Source organism: Gemmata algarum, from assembly GCF_034097035.1.
Classification (GTDB): domain Bacteria; phylum Planctomycetota; class Planctomycetia; order Gemmatales; family Gemmataceae; genus Gemmata; species Gemmata algarum.
This window is the reverse complement of the sequence record NZ_JAXBLV010000034.1, coordinates 52,309-76,182: the sequence shown is the minus strand read 5'-3', so window position 1 is coordinate 76,182 and position 23,874 is coordinate 52,309. Positions and strand designations below refer to the sequence as shown.

The following is a 23,874-nucleotide window of genomic DNA, read 5'->3' as shown; positions in this document are numbered from 1 at the left end:
CACCCGTGGCGGTCGAATCCGGAGGCGCCGGGCGTTCCGCGAGCGGCGGCACGTGCCCCTTGGGCACGGCCCGGCACCACGCAAGGGAGCTGACACATGGCAACCGATCGGGTCGCGCTCGTCACCGGCAGCGGGGCGAAGCGAGTGGGGGCGGCGGTCGCCGAGGCGCTCGCCCGGCGCGGGTACGCGGTCGCAGTTCACTACCGCAGTTCGGCGTCCGAAGCCGCGAGTACGGCAGAGCGGCTCCGCGCCCACGGCGTCGAGGCCGACACGTTCCCGGCCGACCTGACCGACGAGGCGGCCGTTCGCGCGCTGGTCGGCGCGGTGCTCGCCCGGTTCGGGCGGATCGACGTGCTGGTCAACTGCGCCGCGGTGTGGGAACCGAAACCGCTGGAAGAGGTGACCGCCGCGGACGTGCGGTTCCACTTCGACGCCAACGCGCTGGGGACGTTCCTCATGTGCCAGCGGGTGGGGCTGGCGATGGTGAAGCAGCCCGCGGGCGGGCTGATCGTCAACGTGGGGGACTGGGCCGAGGTGCGGCCGTACCCGGGCTACGCGGCGTACTTCCCGAGCAAGGGCGCGGTGACCGCGACCACCCGGTGTTTGGCGGTCGAGCTCGCCCTCCGCAACCCGAACGTGCGGGTCAACGCGGTCCTCCCGGGTCCGGTGATGCTGCCGCCGGATTTGCCGGAAGAGGAGAAGCAGCAGGCGATTAACGCGACGCTCGTGAAGCGCGAGGGCAAACCCGAAAACGTCGCCCAGGCGGTGCTCTCGTTCCTCGACAACGACTTTGTGACCGGCGTGAGCCTGCCGGTGGACGGCGGGCGCACGGTCTACGCCCCGGAGTGACCGCCCGCGGGCGGCGCGTCACGCCAGGATTTCGTTCACGACGCGGCCGTGAACGTCGGTAAGGCGGAAGTCGCGGCCGCTGTACCGGTACGTGAGCTTCTCGTGGTCCAGCCCGAGCAGGTGTAGTACGGTGGCGTGCAGGTCGTGAACCGAGACGCGGCCGTCCGCCGCCTTGAACCCGAACTCGTCGGTCGAGCCGTGGGCGAACCCGCCCTTCACCCCGCCGCCGGCCATCCACATCGTGAAGCCGTAGTGGTTGTGGTCGCGGCCGTCGCCGTTCTCCGACACGGGGGTGCGGCCGAACTCGCCGCCCCAGATCACCAGGGTGTCGTCGAGCAGCCCGCGCTGCCGCAGATCCTTGAGCAGCGCGGCGACCGGCCGGTCGATCTCCGCACACTTCTTCTTCAGCTCGGCGTTGATGTTGCCGTGGTGATCCCAGCCGCCGAGCGACAGTTGAACGAACCGGACCCCGCGCTCCACCAGCCGCCGCGCCAGCAGGCACCCGCGGGCGAACTCGCCGGGGCCGTAGGACTCGCGCACCCGGGCGGACTCGCGGCGCACGTCGAACGCCTCGCCCGCGGCGGACTGCATCCGGAACGCCGTCTCCAGCGCCCGCACCCGGGCCTCCAGTTGCGGGTCGTGGCCGTTCGCCTCCGCGTGCCCGCGGTTGAGCGCCTGGAGCGCGTCCAGTTGCCGCTTCTGGTCCGCGAGCCCGACGGCCGGGTTGCGCAGGTGCCGGATCATCTTCTCGGGGTCGTTCTCGGCGGCGGACACGCGGGTGGCCTGGAACTGCCCCGGCAGGTACCCGCTGCGCTCGAACCCGGTCTGGCCGAACCCGGAGCCGAGCGACACGAACCCGGGCAGGTCCGCGTTCTCGGACCCCAGGCCGTACGACACCCAGGCCCCGACCCCGGGGTGAACCGCATCGATCCGGCCCGTGGCGAGGAAGTTGGCGGCCGGGGAGTGGTTCGGGTTGGTGCCGTGGACCGCGCGCAGCACGCACAGTTCGTCGGCGCACGCGCGAACGTTCGGCAGCAGGTCGCTGACCGGTAGCCCGGACCGGCCGCCGGGCCGGAACTTGAACGGCGACGGCATCAGCCCGCCGGTGATGCGCTCGGTCCGCAGGTCGGCCGCGGGCGGGCGCTTCCCGGCGAACGTGTCCAGCACCGGCTTCGGGTCGAACATGTCGAGGTGGCTCGGCCCCCCGGCCATGAACAGGAAGATGACCCGCTTCGCCTTCGGCGCGTGGTGCGTCTTGCCCAAGGTGGGTGCCGCGAGCCCGTCGGCCCGGAGGTAGCTCGACAGCCCGAGCAGCCCGACGCTGCCGCCGAGTTCGCGGAGGAACCGGCGCCGGGTCGGGGCGAACGTGTCGGCGGGGTCGGGGAAGGTCATGATTCGCCTCGCGCTTCTCGATCCGCACCGGTCTCGTATCGCGGTGTGTCAGTTCCCGGGGCAACAGATTTCGCAGGCAGGGCGGGCGGTTACGCGAAGTTTTTGACAGGATCAACAGGATGTAACAGGATCAAAGACCCAAATAACGATAAATTCGCCTTATGTCTTTAAAATCCTGTCTATCCTGTTGATCCTGTCAAAAATCTTCCGCCCTTCTGCCTCGTGAACCCCCCTTACCGTTGGCAGACGCGGCCCGCGCTCAGTTCAAATACAGGAACTCGTTGCTCGCCAGCAGCGCCTGTGCGAGTAGCGCCCATGCGGGGGCGTCGCCCTCGCGGGCCGGGCGGACCAGCCCCCGCGCGGTGCCCAACTCGTCGGGGTTCGGGTCGCGCAAGAGCACCTTCCGGAACAGCGCCCGCACGCCCTCGTCGGCCGGCTTCCCGTCCGCCGCTTTCGCCAACTGCTTCGCGGCCTGGCGGACGAACGGGCTGTTCAGGAAGTAGAGCTGCTGGACCGGCGTGGTCGTGGCCTCGCGCTTCTCGCCGTGCGTCTTCGGGTCCGGCAGGTCGAACAGCCGGTGAACGTCACTCGGGCGCTCCCGGCTCACCCGGCCGAACACGGTGCGCCGCACGCTCCGGAGGTCGTCGAGGTTGTCCGACGGGCCGCCCCCGCTGAGCGAAAGCTGCCCGCTGACCTGGAGGATGGAGTCGCGCCACGCTTCGAGTTCGAGCCGCTTGCGCGGGGCGCGCCACAGCCACCGGTCGTCGGGGTCGAGCGCCGCGGCGTTCTCGTCGTGCCGACTCGCCTGGCGGTACGCGGTGGACGTCACCAGTTCGCGCACGAGCCACTTCACCGACCCCTTGTTGGCGAGGAACCGGGCGGCCAGGTCGTCGAGGAGTTCCGGGTGCGTGGGACGCTCGCCGAGCGCGCCGAAGTTGCTCGGGGTGGCGACCAGCGGGCGGCCGAACACCCAGCCCCACGCGCGGTTCACGAATACCCGGGCCGACAGCCCGGCGGCGTCCGTCACGATCGCGTCGGCCAGCTCGCGCCGGCCGCTCCCGTCTTTGAACGGCTTCGGCGTCCCGGCGGACAGCACCGCCAGGAACCGCCGGGGAACGATGTCTCCCGGCCGCGCCGGGTTGCCGCGGACGAACACCGGCAGGTCGCGGAACTGGCTCGTGCGGTAGTCGATCACCGTCCAGTCGGGGTCGTCGCCGTTGACCCACGTCCCGGCGTCCCGCACCACGTTCGCGATCGCGCCCCCCTCTAGCGCCTTCTCGCGCTTCTGGAGTTCGGCCAGCCGCGGTTGCAACTCCTTGATCTGCTTGTCGAACGGGGCGGTGTCCCTCTTTTCCTTCACGGCGGTGCCGCGCAACTCGCGTGCGTACCCGAGCCGCATATCGACATCGAGCCGGGCGAGCCGGACGGTGGTGAGCGCCTCCTGGGCCGCGCCCGCGTCGGGCTTCAGCGGGCGCTCCGCCAGTTGCGTGTTCGCCAGCACCCCGGCCAGGGCGTAATAGTCCTTCGTGCTGACCGGGTCGAACTTGTGGTCGTGGCACCGCGCGCACGCCACGGTGAGCCCCAGGAGCCCGCGGGTGATCGCGTCCACCCGCTCGTCCCACTCGTCGGCCACGATCTCGGAGATCACCGCCTTCGAGAGCTTCGGCTCCTTGTGATACACCGGCGACAGGCCGAGGTAGCCGAGGGCCGCGAAGTCTTCGGGCGTCGTGTCGGCGAGCAGGTCGGCCGCCAGTTGGAGCCGAACGAACCGTTCGAAGGGAACGTCCGCGTTGAACGCCGCGATCACCCAGTCGCGGTACCGGTGCGGGAACCGCGGCGGGCGGCAGGTCGATTCGCCGGTAGGGTTGTCCTCGGCGTACCGGGCCACGTCGAACCAGTGGCGCGCCCACTTCTCACCGAACCGGGGGGACGCGAGCAGTTCGTCCACCAACTTTTCGTAGGCGTCGGGCCGGTCGTTCGCGGCGAACGCTTCGACCTGCTCGAAGGTCGGCGGGAGCCCGATCAGGTCGAGGTACGCGCGGCGGATCTGGGTCCGGCGGTCCGCGGGCGGGGCCGGCTTGAGCCGCTTCTCGTCGAGCTTCTGGAGAACGAAGAAGTCGGCCTTCCGCGCCGGCCATTTCGGGTCGCTCACCGCCGGCGCGGCGCGTTCGGCGACCGGCACGAACGACCAGAACGTCCGGGGGTCTTCGCCGGCGGTCGCCGCCTTGGTTGCGGCCGGGAGCGGGGCGCCCATTTTCACCCACGCGTGCAGATCGCGGATCGCGGCGGCCGGCAGCTTCCCCTTCGGGGGCATCGCCGGCGCGTCGGAAGCGTGGTCGATCGATTTCAGCAGGAGGCTGTCTTCGTCCTTTGGCTTGACGGCCGGGCCGGAGTCGCCGCCTTTGCGGATGGCGTCCGGGGTGTCGAGCCGGAGCCCGCCCTTGTCCTTCTTCGCGCCGAGCGAGTGGCACGAGTAGCAGTGCTCCACGAGCACCGGGCGCACCTTCTTCTCGAAGAAGTCGGCGCCCTCGTCGGCGCGGCCAACCGCGGGAACCAGCGCGACGAGCGCGAGCGCCGCCGCTCGCACAATCAGCTTCGTTTCGGCGCGCATACGCTATTGGAGCTTGAGTGCGGGGGTGGGAAACGGCGGCGGAGAGAGGCGTGGATGATTATCGTACCCCGCACCAGCCGGGAGTCGAGACCAAAAACGCAGGGCCGGCAGCACCCAGCCCTTTACCCCGCGGGCTGCGCGGCAAGTTCGGCGAACCCGTTCACGATCTCTTCACGCGAGGGGCGCGACATCTGACTGACCACCTGACCGTCCCGCATGAACACCAGCGTCGGCCACAGCTTCACGCGGAACGAGCGGCCGAGCGGCTTCCCCTTCCCGTCCTCGATCCCGATGTGCCGCACCTGCGGGTGCCGCGCCCGCAGATCGGCCATCGCCGGCTGAATCCCCTGGCAGTGCGGGCACCAGTCCGCCCCGAACTCCAGTACCACCGGGCCGGGCAGCCGGTCCACTTCTTCGCGCGTCGGTTCGGACATGTTACCCTCCAAAAGCTCAGGGCGATGGCACGAGTGATGCGGGATCAGAACATGCAGCCGGCGCGCCAGGGCGTTTCGGGCTGTAAGACTTCCGCCCCGCAGCAATAGTGTTCGATGTCGCCCGGCCGAACCGACAGGACACGCACATGGACAAGGTGAGGCTCGGGTCACAAGGCGCGGTCGTTTCCCGAATGGGGCTCGGCTGCATGGGGATGAGTGAATTCTACGGGGCACGGGACGACGCCGAATCCGCCGCCACACTCCTTCGCGCGCTGGACCTCGGGGTCACGTTCCTCGACACCGCCGACATGTACGGGATCGGCGACAACGAGGAACTCGTCGGCCGGACGATCAAGCCGCGCCGGGACGAGGTGTTCCTGGCCACCAAGTTCGGCAACGTGCGGAAGAAGGACGACCCGTCGTACTGGGCCATCAGCGGCCGGCCCGAGTACGTGAAGCAGGCCTGCAACGACTCGCTGAAGCGGCTCGGACTGGACCACATCGACCTGTACTACCAGCACCGCGTGGACCCGGATACGCCGATCGAGGACACCGTCGGCGCGATGGCCGAGCTGGTGAAGGCCGGGAAGGTCCGCTACCTGGGGTTGTCGGAAGCGTCCGCGGCCACGATCCGCCGGGCGCACCGGGTCCACCCGATCACCGCGCTTCAGAGCGAATATTCGCTGTGGTCGCGGGACGTGGAACACGACATCCTGCCGACGCTTCGCGAGTTGGGCATCGCGTTCGTGGCGTACAGCCCGCTGGGCCGCGGGTTCCTGACCGGCGCCATCACCAAACCGACGGACCTCGACAGCGGGGACGCCCGGTCCCAGCGGTTCCCGCGGTTCGCGGGCGCCGCGTTCGACCAAAACCTCACGCTGGTGGAGCGGGTGAAAGCGATCGCGGCACGAAAGGGCGTCACGGCGGGTCAGCTCGCGCTCGCGTGGGTGCTCGCGCAGGGCGACGATGTCGTTCCCATTCCCGGGACGAAGCGGCGCAAGTACCTGGAGGAGAACGCCGCGGCAGCGGCGGTGCGGTTACAGACAGTGGAAGTAGCGGAGTTGAGCGCGGCGGTCCCAACGGACGCGGTTGCGGGCGAACGGTACTCGGAGGCGAGCATGAAAACCATCGACCGCTGACCGGTCGGATTATTCCGGTTATTCTGGATGCGCCGGACAAAAACACGCCGCGGCGCGGTATTCGGAAAACGGGCCGTCGGTGAGCGGAACAGCAGATGCTCTACATCCCTGTGCCCAATTATCGCCCAAGGAAGTGAGCACCTATGCCCCGCATTCTTCTAACCTTCACAGCCGCCCTCGCGTTTGCCATTGCGAGCGCCCGAGATGCTTCGGCCCAGGTCGTCGTTTACAACGGGAACATACCCTCCCCTTCGGGGTTCTACATCGTCAACACGCCGCCGTTCCACAACGGGTTGCTGTTCAGCGACGGCGTCATTACGGCGTTCCCGGCGCCGCCCCCCGCCTACTACTCGCCGTTCGGCTACGCGGCACCGTACCGTTTGGTGTACCCCGGACGGTACTACTACCCGTCCCCGGCGCCGAGCACATGGCACCCGCGCGTCAGCGGGCCGTGACGTGACGCGGTTGCGTGTTCGTGTCCGCGCACCGGGCCGGCGCGCGTGTTCCTCTGGATGGAACACGCGCGCCGGCCCGGTGCGCAGACACGGACACGTTACTCCGCCAGCCCGAAGTCGATCGGGAGCCGGCGCCAGGCGCTGTGAATGTGGTTCGCCGGGTTCTTCGCGCTGTCGGCCTGCACGTTCAGGAACTCCACCACGAACTCTGGCCCCTGTACGCGGTAGGTGTACGGCTCGCCCGGCTTCGGACCGCCGCTGTACGCGAAATACAGTTTCTCGTCGGGCGTGTCGGTCACTTTCTTGATCTCGGCCGCCGCGAACTCTTCCGGCATCCGGTCCGCGTATGCCTTCACGAGCTTCATCAGGGTCGCCTTCTGCTCGGCGGTGAGCTTGTCGGCGGTGATCCCAACCGGCGCGCCCACGTCCGCCCTCGGCTTACCCTCGTTAATTTCCGGGAACGCCTTCGGCTGCTTCGCGAGCTTGTTCTGGTCGTCCTTCAGCGAGGTGATGAGCGCGCGGGCGTGGTCCTCGATCTCGGGCAGCGGGCGCAGGCCCTTCTTCGTGCCGTCTTTCACCTCGGCGGGGTTGCTCGCGAACAGGATCGGGGCGCCGGCCACCACCTCGCCCTTGTCGATCGTGTAGTTCACCGACAGGTGGTGCCCCTCGAACCGCCAGCCCCACTTCCCGGTGCTCGACGGCTCGCCGAAGATGCTGACGAAGTACCAGTTGGTGTTGCGGGTCATCGCCCCCTTCGGCCCTTCGAGTTCGAGCAACAAATTCTCCAGGTCCATGATCGTGGTGGCCTGCTCGTACCCCTTCGCCGAGAGGCCGGACCGCAGCAGCGCCAGCGCGGCCTTCTTCTGGTCCGCGGTCATCTCCTCGAGCCGCGCGCCCTTGCGGGTGAACTTCTTCTCCTTGTCCTGTTGCGGGGTGAAGAACCACGCCGTGCGGTGCTTGTCGTTGAAGTCGAAGCGGGCCTTGGTTTTGAATTCGGGGGTGAGCGACGCCAGAAACGCGTGGGCGGACGCGGTCATCTTCCCGCCGGTCGCCTCCGGGGCGGAGGTGCCGACGAGTGCCACGCCGGCCACCGCGGCCAGTGTGAGGATCAGAACGGGGATACGAACGCGGGTCATGGGTGAGAGGCTCCTGACTGAGGTAGGCCCTCGACATGTTAAGCGGTGCGGGGACCGGACGCACTGCTAAACTGAACCCAACAGCTCCGAACCACCCCAGCCGGGAACCGACGCGATGTCCGCGCCAGCCGAACCGCTCCAGGTTCTTGTGATCGACGACGACAAGACCCTCGCGGACACCATCTCCGAGAGCCTGGACCGGCGCGGCCACTCGTGCACCGTGGCCACCGGCGGAAAGGCCGGGGTCGCGAAGCTCGAGCAGGAAGCGTTCGACGTGGTGCTCACCGACCTCAAAATGGCGGACCTGCACGGGCTGGAGGTGGTCGAGCGGTGCAAGCAGTTGCGGCCCGAGGCCGAGGTGTACGTCATCACCGGGTTCGCGGACGTGAAGACGGCCGTCGAGGCGATGAAGCGCGGGGCCGCCCACTACCTCCAAAAGCCGCTCGACCTCGCCGAGCTGCGGGCGGTGATCGAGAACTCGGCCAAGCGGGTCGGCACGCTGCGGGAGCTGCGCCGCCAGCTCGACGAGAAGTTCGGGTTCGAGGGCGTCGTCGGCAACAGCCCGAAGATGCAGCGGGTGCTCCAGCTCCTGAAGGCCTACGCCCCGTCGAGCGCGTCGGTGCTGATCCTGGGCGAGAACGGGACCGGGAAGGACCTGGCGGCCCGCGCGCTGCACACCAACGGCCCGCGCCGCACGAAGCCGTTCACCGCGATGAACTGCGCCGGGCTGACCGAGAGCCTGCTCGACAGCGAGATGTTCGGGCACGAGAAGGGGGCGTTCACCGGGGCCGACCGGCAGCGGGTGGGCCGGTTCGAGCACGCCCACGGCGGCACCCTGTTCCTCGACGAGATCGGCGACATGCCCCTGTCGCTCCAGGCCAAGCTGCTCCGGGCGCTGGAGAACGGCGAGGTGGTCCGCGTCGGGACGAACGACCCGCTCAAGGTGGACGTGCGCATCATCGCCGCGACCAACAAGGACCTCCAGAAGGAGGTGGAGGCCGGGCGGTTCCGGCAGGACCTGTACTTCCGGCTCAAGGTCGGCACGGTCAAGCTCCCGCCCTTGCGCGAGCACCGCGAGGACATCCCGCAGCTCGTGGCGCACTTCCTCAAGGAGTTCGCGCGGCGCGACAACAAGCCCGTCCCGAAGGTGGCGCCGGCGGTGTGGAAGTCGTTCGAGGGGTACGACTGGCCCGGGAACGTGCGCGAGCTGCGCAACCTGCTCGCGAGCATGATGGTGCTGGACCAGGACGGCGAGCTGACGCCCGACGACTTCCCCGAGGACCCCGGGGTGAAGCCCGCCGGGGCGGCCGACCGCCCGCACGGGCCGGACCAGTTGGTCGGCCGGCCGCTCGACGAGGTGGAGCGGTACTACATCGAGAAGGCGCTGGAGCGCACCGACGGGAACCGCGAGGAGGCGGCGCGGCTGCTCAGCATCAGCGAGCGCACGCTGTACCGCAAAATCCAGGAGTGGAAGAAGGGGGACGAGAAGCCGGCCGGGAGGCCCGCCGAATGAGCGGCTACCGGCGTGCCCCGGCCCCGCCCGCACCGGTATAATGGCCGCATGGGAAGCGATCAGCCGTCGGAAGTGTCGAACCTCGTCCGCCGCGGCCACGCCTACGCGCGCCGCGCCGAGTACCCCAAGGCGCTGGAGGCGTTCTCCGCCGCCATCGACCTGGAGCCGGTCGACGCCGAGCTGTACTTCCACCGCGGCAACGCCTACGCCGCCGCCGGGCGGCCGGGCGAGGCGGTCGCGGACTTCACCCGGGCCGTCGAGCTGCGGCCGGACTACGCGGAGGCGTACCACAACCGCGCCACCGCACACGTGGACGCCGGCGACCTGGACGCGGCCCTGGCCGACTACACCCGGGCCGCCGAGCTCGACCCCGAGGACCCCGACGCGATCAACGGCCGGGCCGCGGTGTACAGCCGCCAGAAGAACTTCGACGCCGCGTTCGCCGACTACGAGACCGCCGCAAAGCTGGCCCCGGACACGTTCCGCGTGTTCTTCAACCGCGCCAACGCGCACTCGGCGCTCAACAACCACGAGGACGCCGTCACCGATTACACCGCGGCGCTCCGCATCAGCCCGCGGAACGCCCGCGCGTACCTGTACCGCGCGATGTCGCTCGAGGCCCTCGACCGCACCGCCGAGGCGCTGACCGACCTGAGCACCGCGCTGCGGCTCCAGCCGACCAGCGCGGAGGCGTTCTGGCAGCGGGCGCGGGTGTACGCGGCGTGCGACGAGCACGCGAAGGCCGTCAGCGACTTCACCTGGCTCCTGAAGCTGGACCCGAAGCACGGGGACGCGCTCAACCTGCGGGGCGTGTCCTATGCGGAGCTGGGCGAGCACGCGAAGGCCGTTGCCGACTTCACGCGGGCCATCGCGATCGACCCGAACGACGTGGCCCCGTGGTTCAACCGCGGGCTGTCGCACACCCGCACGCGCAACACGCAAGCGGCGATCGACGACTTCACGAAGTCGATCGAGCTGGCGCCGGACGACCCCGCGGCCTACGTGCAGCGCGGGTACGCCTTCCACGAGCTGCGTGAGGCGGACCGGGCGGTCGCGGACTTCACCCGGGCCATCGACCTGCGGCCGGACAGCGGGCGGCCGTACTTCGGCCGGGCGCTCGCCAACCGCCGCAAGGGGGACCTCCACGCGGCCGTGGCGGACGCGTCCGCGGTGATCGAGCGCAACCCGCAGTCGGACTCGGCGTACAACCTGCGCGCCTCGCTGCGGCACCAACTCGGGGACCTCGTCGGGGCGCTGGAGGACCACCAGAAAGCGTTCGAGATCGACCCCGACGACGCGGCCACGCTGAACCACCTCGCCTGGATCCGCGCGACGTGCCCGCGGGACGAGCTGCGCGACGGCGCGGCCGCGCTGCGCGACGCCCTCCGCGCGTGCGAGCTGACGAACCACGAGGCGCCGGGGTACGTGGACACGCTCGCGGCGGCCTACGCGGAACTGGGCCGGTTCGAGGAGGCCGCGACGTGGCAGGAAAAGGCGGTCGAACTCGCCCCGGAGGCGAGCAAAGCCGATTACGAATCCCGGCTCACGCTTTACCGCGCGGGCCAGCCGTTCCGCGACCCGCCCCCCGAAGAGCCGCAAGTCTGAGGAACGTGATTCGGCCCCTCGGTCCGCCCGCGGGTTGGCGTTTCACGGCTTGTGGCCCGGAAACCGGTGGCTCTCCGGGGTTGTGAACACGCGGAGCAGTTCGTCCGTGTCTTCCGCGGCGGGGTCGGGTTTATCGGGCTCCGGTGCGGCTCCCTTCTTCGCGCCGTACTCCTTCGCTTCGCCGATGAGCCAGTCGGTGAACTCCTGGCACGACGCAACGCCGCACCCGGCCCGCCGCGCGGCGTCGGCGATGCGGGCGTCGTTCGACACGACCGTCACGGTCCGGGGCTTCGGCTCGACCTCGACCAGCTCCTCAATCACGTCGTCCGCGGTGCGCTGGTAGGCGAACCGGACCCGCACCCCGCGGTGAACCGTTTCGAGCGACGGGGCGGGGGCCTGTTGCGCGTCGAACACGACGCGGGCGCTCGCCTCGCGGCCTTTCAATCGGCTCGCCAGCCAGTCGAGGAACTTGGTGCGGGCGCGCTCGAACTGCGGCGCCGGGGTCTTGCGGCCCACCAGCCCGAGCGCGAACATCAGGTTGTAACCGTCGATGAGGAACGTCACGGCACACCCGCCCAAGTAATGAACATGATGTGATTATATCATGAACCGCCCTTCCCTGCGGATCGCGACCCCTCCAGGCATTCGCCGCGTCTTGGCCTTCTCCGCGGAGCGCGGCCGCCCGGCCGCTTTCACGGGCGGCTTCATCCTACCGGTTTGATTTGGTTACGTACCTGTAAAGCGAAAGCGGCCCGGACGGGCGTGCTGCAGAGAAGAACGGACCGCGGCCGTCGCACGCTGCTGAAAAGTGCCGAAGGCCGGGCGTCGCGACGCCCGGCCTTCGGTTTTATCTATCGAAAATCGGCCGGAGGATCGGCCGTCAGAGCAGCCAGCGGGTCAGTCGGCGTCGTCTTGCGGCGATGCGGGAACGTTAGGCGAAGTCGGATCGGGCACACGGTACTTGCCGTCGAGCCACCGCCCCAGATCGATCTTGCGACACCGCGCCGTGCAGAACGGGTAGTCGGGATACTCCTGCCAGTTCCCCGGCATTGCCGCGTCGCAGATCGGACATTGCACCTTATTCATCGGCTCCGCCCTGTCGCGACTTCGGAAATTATCCCAACAACCCGGACGACCGGAGCACCGCTCACTTATCCTTTTTCTTCGCGCCGCCGGTGCCCTTGCTTTCGCTCTTCGTTTCGGTCTTCGGGGTGCTGTCGGCCGCCGGCGTTTCGCTCTTGGTTTCCTTCGCCGCCTCACCCCCGCCGGATTCGCCGCTTTCGGACTTCTGACCCGCCCGGCGGTAGTCCGTCTCGTAGAACCCGCCGCCCTTGAAGATGATCGCCCCGCCCCCGCCGAACAGCCGCTCGAGCTTGTTCTTCTTGCACGCGGGGCACTTGGTCAGCGGCGGGTCGGAGAACTTCTGGAGTTCGTCGAACGTGTGCCCGCACGCGTTACAGCGGTAGTCGTAGGTAGGCATCGCGGTTCCGAGGTCCGGGTTCCGATCCCCAAGTTGAGAACAACAGCGGCAGACGGGTCCCAACAACTTGGGGCTTGGAACCCGGAGCGGGGGACTACTCCGACGCCACCATCACGGTGGCCGGCCGCAGGACGCGCTCATGGAGCGTGAACCCGTGCTGGAGCACCTGCACGACGCTGTCGGGCGGGAACTCGGTGCCCGGTTGCTTCATCACCGCCTCGTGCTTGTTCGGGTCGAACGGGCTGCCCGGCTCGCACACGATGCGCAGCACCCCGTGCCGCTTCAGCGCGTCGAGGAACTGGGTGTAGGTGGCGCCCACGCCGACCGCCAAGGGGCCGGTGTCGCCGGCCCGCTTCGCCGCCTCCACAGCCCGGTCGAGGTTGTCGAGCGCGGGCAGCAGGTCGCGCATCACCCCCTCGGCCGCGTACTTCCGGTCCGTCTCGGCGTCCCGGAGGAGGCGCTTGCGGGTGTTCTCGAAGTCCGCGAGCTTGAGCTTGTAGTTGCTCAGCTCGGCCTCGGTGGCTTCGAGCCGGGCGCGCACCGCAACGAGTTCTGCGGCGTCGGCGGCCGGGGGCGGGGTCGGTTCGGCGGTCGCGTCGGCGGGTGTTTCGTCGGCCATCGTGAGGTCCCGAGACAGCAAAGGTCAGAGGTCAAAGGACGGAAACCCGAAAACCGGCAGGAGCCGAAGGTCAAGAGGCGAGCGGTTCGGCGAACGGCCGGCGTCTGCCCCCCGGGCTCACTTCTTCTCTTCTTTTGGAGGGGCGTCGCCGCTCACCAGATCCTTCAATTTGCCGAAGATCCCCTTGCGCGGGCCGGGGACGGTCGCCCCTTCCAGTTCCGCGAGCTTGCGGAACAGCTCCTCCTGCTCCGGGGTCAACTTGGTGGGGGTTTCGACCACCAGTTGCACGAGCAGGTCGCCCTTGCGGCGCGGGTCGTCGAGCCACGGCATCCCGTGGTTCGGCACGCGCACGACCGTGGAGTGCGTCTGGCTGCCCTTCGGCACCTCGATCGTCACCTTCTGGTTCGTGAGCGTCGTGATCTCGAGCGAGCCGCCCAGGGCGGCCCGGCTGAACCCGATCGGGCACTGGCAGATCAGGTTGTGCCCGTCGCGCTCGAACACCTTGTGGTCCGCCACCCGGATCACGAGCTCGAGGTCCCCCCGCGGCGCGCCAGGCTCGCCGGCGTGGCCGCCGTTCGGGTACGTGAACCGGACGCCGGTGTCCACCCCTGCGGGGATGTTGACCGTGACCGGCTCGCGGGACTCCACGCGGCCCACCCCGCGGCACCCCGGGCACGGGTCGGTGATGACCACACCGCGTCCGTTGCACCCGCGGCACCGGGTCCGCGTGGCGATCCCGAACCCGGTGTTGACGACCTCGAAGCCCTGGCCGCGGCACCGGCGGCACTGTGCGGGCTGGGTGCCGGTCTTCGCGCCGGACCCGCCGCACTCGCGGCAGTTCTGCTCCGAGGGCACCGTGAACGTCTTGCTCACCCCGGTCGCGGCCTCGAGCAGGTCGAGGTCGAGCACGGCGGTGATGTTCTCGCCGCGGCGGGGGCCGCGGGGCCGGCGCCCGCCACCGCCGCCGCCGAAGAACCCGCCCAGGAAGTCCCCGAGCAGGTCGCCCAGGTCCATCCCGCCGGCGTCGGCGCCGGCCGCCCCGCCCTCGACGCCGGCGTGCCCGTGGCGGTCGTACCGGGCGCGCCGGTTCGGGTCGTTGAGCACCGTGTACGCCTCGTCCACCTCGGCGTACCGCACCTTCGCCTCGTCGTCGCCGACGTTGCGGTCCGGGTGGTACTGTTTCGCGAGCTGCCGGTACGCCTTGGTGATCTCCACCTCGGTGGCCGTGCGGGTGACGCCCAGAACCTCGTAGTAGCAGCGCTTTTCAGCCATAGCAAAGAGTGGGCCGTGAGCAGGGGGCGGCGGGCAGAAAAGAAGGACACACTCCCATAATAGCGTGCGGGCAGCGGGCGGTGAACGCGGGGGGCCGCTCTTCACCGCTCGCTGCCCACCGCCGGCCGCCCGCGCCGCGTCAGGCGATCGCGCCGGTCACCTTCGACTTCTTGTCGTCCTCGTCGATCCGGGTGATCATCACCTCGGTGGTGAGCATCAGGCTGGCGATGCTGGCCGCGTTGGTCAGCGCGCTGCGGGTGACGCGGAGCGGGTCGAGGACGCCGGCCTTGAACATGTCCTCGTACTTGCCGCTGTTGGCGTTGTACCCGATGTTCGGGTCCTTCTCGCCGCGGGTGGTCACCTCGTCGGCGATCACGGCCCCGTCCACGCCGCCGTTCTCGGCGATGGTGCGGATCGGCTTCAGCAGCGCCCGGGCCACGATCTCGGCCCCGATGCGCTCGTCGCCCTTCAGCTTCTCGCTGAGCGCCTCGACCACCGGGACGCACCGCAGCAGGGCCACCCCGCCGCCGGGGACGATGCCCTCGCTCACCGCGGCGCGGGTGGCGTGCAGCGCGTCCTCCACGCGGCCCTTGGTCTGCTTCATCTCGGCCTCGGTGGAGGCCCCAACTTTGATGATCGCGACCCCGCCCAGGAGCTTCGCGAGCCGCTCGGAGAACTTCTCCTTGTCGTACTCGCTCTCGGTCTGGTCCATCTGGGTGCGGATGGTCTGCGCCCGGGCCTTGATGGCCGCCTCGCGGGCCTCGTCCGGGTCCACGATGATGGTGCAGTTCTCCTTGTCCACCGACACCTGATCGGCATGGCCGAGGAGGGCGAACACCTTCGGCGTGGGGCGGGCGCCGCGCTGCTGGTCCGCCGGGCTCAGTTCCTCGACGCTGTCGAGCTTCACGCCCAGGTCTTCGCTCACGAACGTGCCGCCGGTGAGGACCGCGATGTCCTCCATCATGGCCTTGCGGCGGTCGCCGAAGCCCGGGGCCTTCACCGCGCACACCTCGAGCAGCCCGCGCAGCCGGTTCACCACCAGCACCGCGAGGGCCTCGCTCTCCACGTCCTCGGCGACGATCAGCAGCGGCTTGCGGGTCTGCGCGACGGCGTCGAGCAGCGGCAGCATCTCGCGCACGTTCGAGAGCTTCTTCTCGAATAGCAGGATCGAGACGTCCTTCTGCTCCCACTTCAGGTCGGGGGTGTTGACCACGAAGTACGGGGACAGGTACCCCTTGTCGAACTGCATCCCCTCCACGAACTCGTGGACCGTCTCGGCGGTCTTGCCCTCCTCGACGGTGATGACCCCGTCGCGGCCGACCTTCTCGAACGCCTCGGCCATCAGCTCGCCGATCTTCGGGTCGTTGTTGGCCGAGATCGCGGCGACCTGCTTCAGCTCTTCCTTCTTCGACACCTTGCGGGTGAGCTGCGTCTCGAGGTGCTCGACGGCGGCCTTCACGGCCTTGTCGATGCCCCGCTTGACGGCCATCGGGTTGGCGCCGGCGGTGATGTTCCGCAGCCCTTCCTGGTAGACGGCCAGCGCGAGCACGGTGGCGGTGGTGGTGCCGTCGCCGGCGGTGTCGCTGGTCTTCTGGGCGACCGCGTTCACCAGCTTGGCGCCCATGTTCTCGAACGGGTCGGCGAGGTCGACCTCCTTCGAGACGGTCACGCCGTCCTTGGTGACGGTCGGCCCGCCGAACGACTTGTCGATGATGACGTTGCGGCCGGTCGGCCCGAGGGTGGAGCCGACCGCCTTGGCCAGCTTCTCGGCCCCGGCCAGGAGCTTCTTCCGCGCGTCGTCGGTGTAGAGCAGTTGCTTCGCCATGATGTCTCCAGATGGTGATTCACCGCAGAGGGCGCAGAGGGCACAGAGAGAAAGCAGGAGCGGGGCTCGTGTTCTCAATCTCTGCGTTCTCTGCGTCCTCTGCGGTGAAATGGGTTTAAATCACTTGTTCAGCTTGCCGAGGATCTCGGACTCGCGGACGATCTTGTACTCTTTGCCGTTCACTTCGACGTCCGAGCCGCTGTACTTGCCGAACAGCACCGTGTCGCCGACCTTCACGGCCAGGACGGTGCGGGTGCCCTTGTCGGTGAGCTTGCCCGGGCCGACCGCGATCACCTTGCCCTGCTGGGGCTTCTGCTTCGCGGTGTCCGGCAGCAGGATGCCGCCGGCGGTCTTCTCTTCGGCCTCGGTGGGCTCCAGCACCACGCGGTCGTCGAGCGGCTTGAGGACCAGTTGCTTGTCGCCTTTTGCCATGATTCGCTCCGATCCTATCGTGTTTGGTGTTTTGTTTTTCGTGTCTGGTATTTCACGTTCGGCGCTCGGGGGCCGGCACTCGCGTTTCGCTCGAGCGCTCCGCCCCCGGCACTCGCGAGGCGTTACATCATCCCGCCCATGCCACCCATGCCGCCCATGCCACCCATGCCACCCATGCCGCCCATGCCACCCATGCCGCCGCCGTGATCGTGGTCGTGGTGGTCGCCGCCGGCCTTCTTCGGCTCGGGGATGTCGGCGATCATGCACTCGGTGGTGAGGAGCAGGCACGCGACGCTGGCGCCGTGCTGGAGGGCGCTGCGGGTCACCTTCACCGGGTCGATGACGCCCGACGCGCGGAGGTCTTCGTACTTGTCGGTGTCGGCGTTGTAGCCGTAGTTCTTGTCCTTGCCCTTGAGGACGTGGGACACGACCACGGTGCCGTCCTTGCCGGCGTTCTCCGCGATCATCTGGCACGGCATCGCGAGGGCGCGGTACAGCACGCCCATGCCGGCGGCCTCATCGCCCTCGGCCTTCATCGCCTTCTCGAGCACCTTGCGGGCGTTCAGCAGGGCCACGCCGCCGCCGGGGACGATGCCCTCGGCCAGGGCCGCGCGGGTCGCGTGCAGGCTGTCCTCGTACAGCGCCTTCCGCTCCTTCATCGCGGTCTCGGTGGCGCCGCCGACCTTCACCTGGGCCACGCCGCCGGCGAGCTTGGCGAGCCGCTCTTGCAGCTTCTCGCGGTCGTACTCGCTCTCGGTCTTCTCGATCTCCTTGCGGATCGACTCGGCCCGGCCGGTGATGTCCGGCTTCTTGCCCGCCCCCTCGGTGACGGTGGTGTTCTCGGAGTCGATCTTCACCTTCTTGGCGCGGCCGAGCATCTTCTCGGCCACGACGGTCGGGATCGCGCCCTTCGGACCCGGGGTGGTGGCGTCGATCTGGACCGCGAGGTCCTTGAAGATCGCCTTGCCGCCGGTGAGGATGGCGATGTCTTCGAGCATGGCCTTGCGGCGGTCGCCGTAGCCCGGGGCCTTCACGGCGCACACCTGCACCACGCCCTTGAGCTTGTTGAGCACCAGCGCCGCCAGTGCCTCGCCCTCGATGTCCTCGGCGATGATGAGGAGCTGGACCTTCTCCTTCGCGGCCCACTCGAGCAGCGGGATGATGGTCTTCAGCGAGCTGATCTTCTCTTCGTAGATCAGGATGTACGGGTTCTCGAACTCGCAGGTCACCGTTTCGGGGTTGGTGACGAAGTGCGGGGACAGGTACCCGCGGTCGAACTGCATCCCCTGGACGACCTTGATCTCGGTGTCGGCGCTCTTGCCCTCTTCGATGGTGATGACGCCGTTGGTGGCGCCGACCAGCTTCATCGCCTCGGCGAGCTTCTTGCCGATCTCCTTGTCGTTGTTGGCCGCGATCGAGGCCACCTCGGTGATGGACTTGTTGTCCTTCGGGTCGATCTCTTCGGCGATCTTGTGGAGCTCCTCCACGACCTTCTCGACGCCCTTCTGGACGCCGCGCACGACGGCCATCGGGTCGTGCCCGCCGGCGACGCTCTTGAGCCCCTCGCGGAAGATGAACTCCGCGAGCACGGTGGCGGTGGTGGTGCCGTCGCCCGCCACGTCGCTGGTCTTCGAGGACGCTTCCTTCACGAGCTGCGCGCCCATGTTCTCGAACGGGTCCTGGAGCTCGATCTCCTCGGCGACGGTGACGCCGTCCTTGGTGACGTTCGGCGCGCCCCAGCCCTTATCGAGCACCGCGTTGCGGCCGCGCGGCCCGAGGGTGGAGCGGACGGCCCGGGCCAGCTTGCTGGCGCCCGCGAGGAGCTTCTGCCGTGCGTCATCCGCGTACGAAAGTTGCTTCGATGCCATCGGTTCTACCGCTCTTCTGGGGTAACGGATTTAGCTATCGGCCGCTCGCATGCAACAGGCGTGCCGTCAAGACATGTCGTCGCAACCTGTGAATCAACAATGACTTGCCGACACCTGTCTGGGAAAAGCCGCGGCCCGCGGTGTCAGAGTGGCAGGAACCAAGAACCGGACCAAACGCGAAATGTCAGGCACCCGCTTTGAGCCCGCCGCCGCCATGCCGCCCGAGCCGTGGCGCGGCGGGCGGGATCAGCCGCCCATGAAGATGCGCCAGATGTCGCGCATGAAGCCCTTCGTGCTGGTGTCGCGTGGCGGGTTAGCCGGGTCCACCGAGCCGGCCCCGGAACAGGTGGAGCACCGCTCGGTTTTGCCTTCAACGACCATCTCCCGCCGCCCCTCGCAGGTCGGGCACGTGAACGGCATCCAGCCGAGCGGCCCGGGTTCGTACTCGTACACGCCGGCGCCTGCACATAACTTGCAGTCGGGGTTCCGCCGACACCCGCAACGAATTCGTTTCGGCATCGCAGTGACCTCAAAGGAGAGAGTTCTATCGACATTTTACAGCGCAGAACCGGGTAGGCGGGCTGACGCACCCGTTCGGGCGGCGCGAACGACGGGGTCGAACCGGCGCGGTTCCGATCTTCCGCTTCGTCCGGTTCCTGCCGGATGTCCTGGCACGCGGTTCGCAAATGTCATCGCAGGCGGTTCACGGGCGCCACGAACCGAGTGGTTCATCGGGTGCCGAACTCTCGAAAGGTAAATGCGATGCGCGCAATACTCACGACCGTGACACTGTTCGTACTGGCGGGAAGTCTGTCGGCGGGGGACAACGAACCGGTGCTCGACCCGGCCAAGCTCGTTGGGAAGTGGGAAGCCAAGGGCGACCCGGAGAAGCGGCTGGTCGTGTTCGAGTTCGAGGAACAGGGCGGGCTCGTCGTGCGGATCACCCGCAAGGGCGAAGAGAGTAAGGCCGCGGGCAAATATCAGATCGAAGGGCGCACCCTCACCCTCACGCTGAAAATCGCGGGCGTGGAAGACTCGCGCTCGGTCACCGTCGCCAAGCTGACCGACGGTCAACTGCTGGGAACCGGTGAGAAGGGCCGCCCGCTGCTCCTCGTGCGGATGCGGGACAAGTGAATGCGAGCGAACGGCGCCCACTTGAATCAACGACCGCGCGGCCGACGGCACCCGTCGGCCGCACGCCATTTCAGCCTTCCAGATGTGGCTCGGCGACGGTCACCTCGACGCCGCCGCTGGTGTCCGCGGGGTCGTAACGCAGAGTCACGGGCCGCGGCGACGACCGGGTGCAACTCCACAACGACAACTTCAATGTCGCTCCAGGGCGTGTCGCCGTTGTACAGCACATCGGTCGCGCCGCAGCGCGGGGCGGTGGTGCTTGACGTAAGAAATCAGGTGCGCCTGGAGGACGTGCAGTTTGGGCCACATCTTGCCCAGCGCGGACCACTTCTTCACGCCGCGCGGCTCGGCCCCTTCGGAGAACAGCCCGTCGGACTTGCGCCGGATCTTGAAGTACACCTCCGATAGACCGGCGCGGCCGCGCTCGAGCGCGGCCTCGTAGCGGCGGCCCTGCTCGTCCAGCCAGTCCGCGTAGGCGGCGCGGGCCGTGTGGTCGTTCGGGTTCGTGTCCAGCGTGGCGAGGAACCCGCGCTCGTCTGCGGTCATCGTTGCGGCTCCGGGCTAGCGCTCCCACGGCTTGGCGGGGGCGCGGCCGGCGTCGGCCAGGATCGCGCGCATCACCTCGCCGGTCACGTCGCGCCCGCCGCGCAGATTAACGAAAAGTGACTCGATGGTGAAGAAGATGCCGAACGGGAACCCCCACCAGCCGAGGAACAGGCTGACCAGCGTCGGGCCGACCGACTTGCCGAACGTTCCCTCACCGGGGGGCACGAAGTGAATATCCGTCGGCCTCTTGAAGCTCAGCACAACAACCGAAACGGCGTACTGAAAGATCACGAACCGGCCGCCGCGCTCCACCGAATCGACCAGTTCCCGGACCGACATACCGTCAATGCCGTTGATCTGCACGGGCGAATCCCTGAATACAGTGCCGCCCGTTGTGCGGAACCTGTTCCCGCACAACGGGCGGCCCGACGAGCCTACACCGGCGCGAGCGCCTGAGCAATCACTTCCCGCACCCGCTCCTTCGGAATCCGTTCCTGCTTGAGCGTGTCGCGGTCGCGGATCGTAACGGTGCCGTCCTTCATGGTGTCGCCGTCCACCGTGATGCAGAACGGGGTGCCGGCCTCGTCCTGCCGCCGGTAGCGCCGCCCGATGGCGCCGCTCTGGTCGTACACGACGTTGAAGTACGGCTTCAGCGAGCGGTACAGCTCCTTCGCGGCCTCGTCCATCCCGTCCTTGTTGACGAGCGGGAAGATCGCAGCCTTGATCGGCGCGAGCCGCGGGTGGAACCGCATCACGATCCGCGTCTCGGTGCCGCCCTTCGCGTCCGGCACGCTGTCCTCGCTGTACGCCTCGCACAGCACCGCGAGCGTGAACCGGTCGGCCCCGGCCGACGGCTCGATCACGTGCGGCACGAACTGGAACCGCGCCTTCTCCTCCTTTTCGAGCTTCTTCTTCTCTTCCTCGCGCTTGGCCTTATCGTCCTTGAACGGCTCCAGGCGCGTTTGCAGAAGCGCGTTCCAGCCCTCCTCGTCGAAGTATTTGAGATCTTTCCCGCTACGGTGTGCGTGGGCCGAGAGGTCGAAGTTGCCGCGGTGTGCGACCCCTTCAAGTTCCTGCGGCTCGTCCGAGAACGGGAACAGGTACTCGATGTCGGTAGTGCCGATCGAGTAGTGCGCCAGCTCCTCCTTGCCCTGCTCGCGCGGGACGAGGTTGTCGCTCTGGATGCCGAGCGTGCTGTACCACTTCTTGCGCAGGTCGCGCCAGTACTGGTACCACTTCATCGACTCGTCCGGGTGGCAGAAGAACTCGATCTCCATCTGCTCGAACTCGCGCGACCGGAAGGTGAAGTTCCGCGGGTTGATCTCGTTGCGGAACGCCTTCCCAACTTGCGCGATCCCGAACGGCAGCTTCAGTCGTGATGAGTCGAGCACGTTCTTGTAGTTGGCGAAAATCCCCTGCGCGGTTTCGGGCCGCAAGTACACTTTGTTCTCGTCCGACGCGATCGGCCCGGCGTGCGACTCGAACATTAGGTTGAACGCCCGCGGCTCGGTCAAGGTGCCGTCGCAGTCGTCCGTCGGACACGGCCGCGGCCACGACGCCGGGATGGATGCCGCCGCGTGGTGCTCCAGTTGCGGAGCCGCCTTCAGCGCTTTCCCGATGGGGCTCTTCTTCTTATCGAGCTTCGCGATCTTCTCTTTGAGCAGCGGTTCAGCGTCGGTCGCGTTGTCGGCCTCGACCGAAACGGCGTGCGGGGCACCGTCTACAACGGCGCAAGCGAACTGAACTTTGTCGGCGCGGAACCGACGCTTGCACTTGAGGCAGTCCACCATCGGGTCCGAGAACCCGCCGACGTGACCGCTGGCGACCCACACCTGCGGGTTCATGATGATCGCGCAGTCCAGCCCGACCATCCGGATCTCTTGCCCGTCGGGGCCGGGGGGCGGGCAGCGGACCATGTCCTGCCACCACGCCTCCTTGATGTTCCGCTTCAGCTCGACGCCGAGCGGGCCGTAGTCCCAGAACCCGTTGATCCCGCCGTAGATTTCCGAGGACTGGAAGATGAACCCCATGTCCTTGCAGAACTTGGCGAACTTCGCCATGTCCTCGATCTTCTTCGCCATCGCGCGTACCTCTTTCTCTCGACCGGGCCTGTCAGCGGAGCTTCCCGCGGCCCGGTCATGTGCGAAGCCCTTGGCCTGGACCCCGCTAAATGGTGGAGAGCCGCCGCGGGTGTCCGGTTCGGGCGAACCTTGCCGCGCGGCGTGGACATGATATGGACTGGCCTGCCCTCGCGCTTGTGGCCCGCACCGGTCCGGGGCTACAATCGGGACACGCTGCACCGCCACGCACACCCGGAGCCTGTTGTGAAACGAACCGTGTTAGCCGTCGTGCTCGGCGCTTGCGCGCTCGCGGTGGCGCGCACCCCGGCCGCGGAGGTGCCGCCCCCGCGGGTCATCACCGACCGCGACGCGCTGTTCCGCAAGCCGCAGGTGCTCGACCTCGTCATCACCCTCGACAAGAAGGAGACCGAGGCGCTCCAGCGCGACCCGCGGAAGTACGTCAAGTGCCTGCTCAAGGACGGAAAAGACGAGTACGTCGATGTGGGCATCCACTTGAAGGGCGCCGCGGGCAGCTACCGCGACTTCAACGACAAGCCGGGGCTCACGCTGAACGTGGACAAGTTCACCGACGCGCAGCGGTACCGCGGGATGGAGAAGCTCCACCTCGCGAACTCGGCGCAGGACCCGAGCTACCTGTCGGAGCTGATCTGCGGCGAGATGTTCCGCGCCGCGGGCGTGCCGGCCTCCCGGATCAGCTTCGCGAAGCTCACGCTCAACGGCCGCAGCCGCGGGCTCTACTACATCAAAGAGGGGTACGACAAGACGTTCCTCAAGGAGAACTTCGGGAGCAGCAACGGCAACTTCTACGACGGCGGGTTCCTGCGCGAGATCGACCAGCCGCTGGAGGTGAACCCCGGCAAGGGCGACGTGAAGGACCACGCCGACCTGAAGGCGCTGTGGGCCGCGGTGCGCGAGCCGAACGAGCGGAAGCGGTTCGAGAAGCTGGAAAAGCTCCTCGACCTGGACCGGTTCATCAGCTACATGGTGATCGAGATGATCACCTCGGACTGGGACGGGTACCCGTCGAAGTGCAACAACTACCGCATCTACCACGACCCGAAGACGAACAAGATCACCTTCATCCCGTCCGGGATGGACCAGATGTTCCACGACATCAACTGGCCGATCATGCCGGACTGGGGCGGCGGCGTGGCCCGCGAGCTGATGAAGACAAAGGAGGGCAAGAAGCGCTACCTCGCCCGGCTCCGCGAGATCATGGACAAGAAGATCTACAACCCGGTGGCCCTTATCCGCCGGCTCGACGAGTTGGAAGCCGTCGTGCAGCCGGCGCTGGCCACGGTCGATCGCGGCGCGGCCCGCGACTACAAGAACCAGGTGAACCGGCTGCGGTTCGCGATCAAGGAGCGGGAGAAGATCGTCAACGACCAGATCAAGCGCCTGCCGCCGGAAAAGTGACTCCGGGCGGCTCACTCCCGCCCCTCATTCTTTTTGACTCCCGACGTGTACCCGAACCGGGGCGGCG

The 23,874-nt window shown here is 68.1% G+C and carries 23 protein-coding genes; 7 read left to right on the top strand and 16 right to left on the bottom strand.

Annotation, left to right across the window (positions count from 1 at the left end; genetic code table 11):
- The first annotated feature begins 96 nt into the window (after positions 1-96).
- Positions 97-849: an SDR family NAD(P)-dependent oxidoreductase gene (locus R5W23_RS05235; RefSeq protein WP_320685416.1), complete on the top strand. Its 753-nt coding sequence runs from the start codon at positions 97-99 to the stop codon at positions 847-849.
- Positions 850-867: 18 nt separating this feature from the next.
- On the opposite strand, the gene R5W23_RS05230 is transcribed toward R5W23_RS05235, so the two are convergent.
- From R5W23_RS05230 to R5W23_RS05220, 3 genes are all read right to left on the bottom strand, one after another.
- Positions 868-2,241 (bottom strand): DUF1501 domain-containing protein, encoded by a 1,374-nt coding sequence (locus R5W23_RS05230; RefSeq protein WP_320685415.1) that lies wholly within the window; start codon positions 2,239-2,241, stop codon positions 868-870.
- A 259-nt stretch (positions 2,242-2,500) separates the two neighbouring features.
- Positions 2,501-4,852 carry a PSD1 and planctomycete cytochrome C domain-containing protein gene (locus R5W23_RS05225; RefSeq protein ID WP_320685414.1) on the bottom strand — a complete coding sequence of 784 codons (2,352 nt, stop codon included), beginning with the start codon at positions 4,850-4,852 and terminating at the stop codon, positions 2,501-2,503.
- 122 nt (positions 4,853-4,974) lie between these two features.
- Positions 4,975-5,286, bottom strand: coding sequence for a thioredoxin family protein (locus R5W23_RS05220; protein WP_320685413.1), 312 nt, complete (start codon positions 5,284-5,286; stop codon positions 4,975-4,977).
- Positions 5,287-5,432: 146 nt separating this feature from the next.
- Here R5W23_RS05220 and R5W23_RS05215 point away from each other — a divergent pair, with 146 nt between their 5' ends.
- A complete protein-coding gene (locus tag R5W23_RS05215) occupies positions 5,433-6,425 on the top strand; it encodes an aldo/keto reductase (RefSeq protein ID WP_320685412.1) in 993 nt (330 codons plus the stop codon).
- Between the two features lie 143 nt (positions 6,426-6,568).
- Positions 6,569-6,880 carry a hypothetical protein gene (locus R5W23_RS05210; RefSeq protein WP_320685411.1) on the top strand — a complete coding sequence of 104 codons (312 nt, stop codon included), beginning with the start codon at positions 6,569-6,571 and terminating at the stop codon, positions 6,878-6,880.
- 98 nt (positions 6,881-6,978) lie between these two features.
- Here the strand turns inward: R5W23_RS05210 and R5W23_RS05205 are convergent, their stop codons facing one another.
- Positions 6,979-8,016 carry a DUF3500 domain-containing protein gene (locus R5W23_RS05205; RefSeq protein WP_320685410.1) on the bottom strand — a complete coding sequence of 346 codons (1,038 nt, stop codon included), beginning with the start codon at positions 8,014-8,016 and terminating at the stop codon, positions 6,979-6,981.
- Between the two features lie 115 nt (positions 8,017-8,131).
- Here R5W23_RS05205 and R5W23_RS05200 point away from each other — a divergent pair, with 115 nt between their 5' ends.
- On the top strand, positions 8,132-9,529 hold the full coding sequence (locus R5W23_RS05200; protein ID WP_261190070.1) for a sigma-54-dependent transcriptional regulator: 1,398 nt from the start codon (positions 8,132-8,134) through the stop codon (positions 9,527-9,529).
- A 48-nt stretch (positions 9,530-9,577) separates the two neighbouring features.
- Positions 9,578-11,134 carry a tetratricopeptide repeat protein gene (locus tag R5W23_RS05195; protein ID WP_320685409.1) on the top strand — a complete coding sequence of 519 codons (1,557 nt, stop codon included), beginning with the start codon at positions 9,578-9,580 and terminating at the stop codon, positions 11,132-11,134.
- Positions 11,135-11,176: 42 nt separating this feature from the next.
- Here R5W23_RS05195 and R5W23_RS05190 read toward each other — a convergent pair whose 3' ends face one another.
- The 9 genes from R5W23_RS05190 to R5W23_RS05150 form a co-directional block, all read right to left on the bottom strand.
- Positions 11,177-11,698 carry an NYN domain-containing protein gene (locus tag R5W23_RS05190; RefSeq protein ID WP_320685408.1) on the bottom strand — a complete coding sequence of 174 codons (522 nt, stop codon included), beginning with the start codon at positions 11,696-11,698 and terminating at the stop codon, positions 11,177-11,179.
- Positions 11,699-12,031: 333 nt separating this feature from the next.
- Positions 12,032-12,220, bottom strand: a complete 189-nt coding sequence (locus tag R5W23_RS05185) for a DNA gyrase inhibitor YacG (protein WP_320685407.1) — start codon at positions 12,218-12,220, stop codon at positions 12,032-12,034.
- Positions 12,221-12,281: 61 nt separating this feature from the next.
- Positions 12,282-12,614, bottom strand: a complete 333-nt coding sequence (locus R5W23_RS05180) for an FmdB family zinc ribbon protein (protein ID WP_010052533.1) — start codon at positions 12,612-12,614, stop codon at positions 12,282-12,284.
- Positions 12,615-12,708: 94 nt separating this feature from the next.
- Entirely contained in the window at positions 12,709-13,233 is a 525-nt protein-coding gene (locus R5W23_RS05175; RefSeq protein ID WP_261190075.1) for a nucleotide exchange factor GrpE, read from the bottom strand.
- Positions 13,234-13,350: 117 nt separating this feature from the next.
- Positions 13,351-14,505, bottom strand: coding sequence for a J domain-containing protein (locus tag R5W23_RS05170; protein ID WP_320685406.1), 1,155 nt, complete (start codon positions 14,503-14,505; stop codon positions 13,351-13,353).
- Positions 14,506-14,644: 139 nt separating this feature from the next.
- Positions 14,645-16,330: a chaperonin GroEL gene (groL, locus tag R5W23_RS05165; RefSeq protein ID WP_320685405.1), complete on the bottom strand. Its 1,686-nt coding sequence runs from the start codon at positions 16,328-16,330 to the stop codon at positions 14,645-14,647.
- A gap of 120 nt (positions 16,331-16,450) precedes the next feature.
- A complete protein-coding gene (gene groES / locus R5W23_RS05160; protein ID WP_320685404.1) occupies positions 16,451-16,762 on the bottom strand; it encodes a co-chaperone GroES in 312 nt (103 codons plus the stop codon).
- A 122-nt stretch (positions 16,763-16,884) separates the two neighbouring features.
- Positions 16,885-18,630, bottom strand: coding sequence for a chaperonin GroEL (gene groL / locus R5W23_RS05155; protein WP_320685403.1), 1,746 nt, complete (start codon positions 18,628-18,630; stop codon positions 16,885-16,887).
- A 246-nt stretch (positions 18,631-18,876) separates the two neighbouring features.
- On the bottom strand, positions 18,877-19,083 hold the full coding sequence (locus R5W23_RS05150) for a hypothetical protein (RefSeq protein WP_320685402.1): 207 nt from the start codon (positions 19,081-19,083) through the stop codon (positions 18,877-18,879).
- Between the two features lie 309 nt (positions 19,084-19,392).
- Between R5W23_RS05150 and R5W23_RS05145 the strand changes: the two genes are divergently transcribed.
- Positions 19,393-19,764: a TIGR03066 family protein gene (locus R5W23_RS05145; protein WP_261190079.1), complete on the top strand. Its 372-nt coding sequence runs from the start codon at positions 19,393-19,395 to the stop codon at positions 19,762-19,764.
- A 189-nt stretch (positions 19,765-19,953) separates the two neighbouring features.
- Here the strand turns inward: R5W23_RS05145 and R5W23_RS05140 are convergent, their stop codons facing one another.
- The 3 genes from R5W23_RS05140 to R5W23_RS05130 all read right to left on the bottom strand — a co-directional run bounded on the left by R5W23_RS05140 (position 19,954) and on the right by R5W23_RS05130 (position 22,391).
- Positions 19,954-20,310, bottom strand: coding sequence for a TIGR02996 domain-containing protein (locus tag R5W23_RS05140; RefSeq protein WP_320685401.1), 357 nt, complete (start codon positions 20,308-20,310; stop codon positions 19,954-19,956).
- A 15-nt stretch (positions 20,311-20,325) separates the two neighbouring features.
- The gene (locus tag R5W23_RS05135) at positions 20,326-20,649 is read right to left on the bottom strand and encodes a hypothetical protein (RefSeq protein WP_320685400.1); all 324 of its coding nucleotides are present in this window, start codon (positions 20,647-20,649) and stop codon (positions 20,326-20,328) included.
- A 95-nt stretch (positions 20,650-20,744) separates the two neighbouring features.
- Complete coding sequence (locus R5W23_RS05130) at positions 20,745-22,391, bottom strand: glycine--tRNA ligase (RefSeq protein ID WP_320685399.1); 1,647 nt, start codon at positions 22,389-22,391, stop codon at positions 20,745-20,747.
- A 243-nt stretch (positions 22,392-22,634) separates the two neighbouring features.
- On the opposite strand from R5W23_RS05130, the gene R5W23_RS05125 reads away from it, so the two are divergent.
- Complete coding sequence (locus R5W23_RS05125; RefSeq protein ID WP_320685398.1) at positions 22,635-23,807, top strand: CotH kinase family protein; 1,173 nt, start codon at positions 22,635-22,637, stop codon at positions 23,805-23,807.
- Positions 23,808-23,874: the final 67 nt, after the last annotated feature.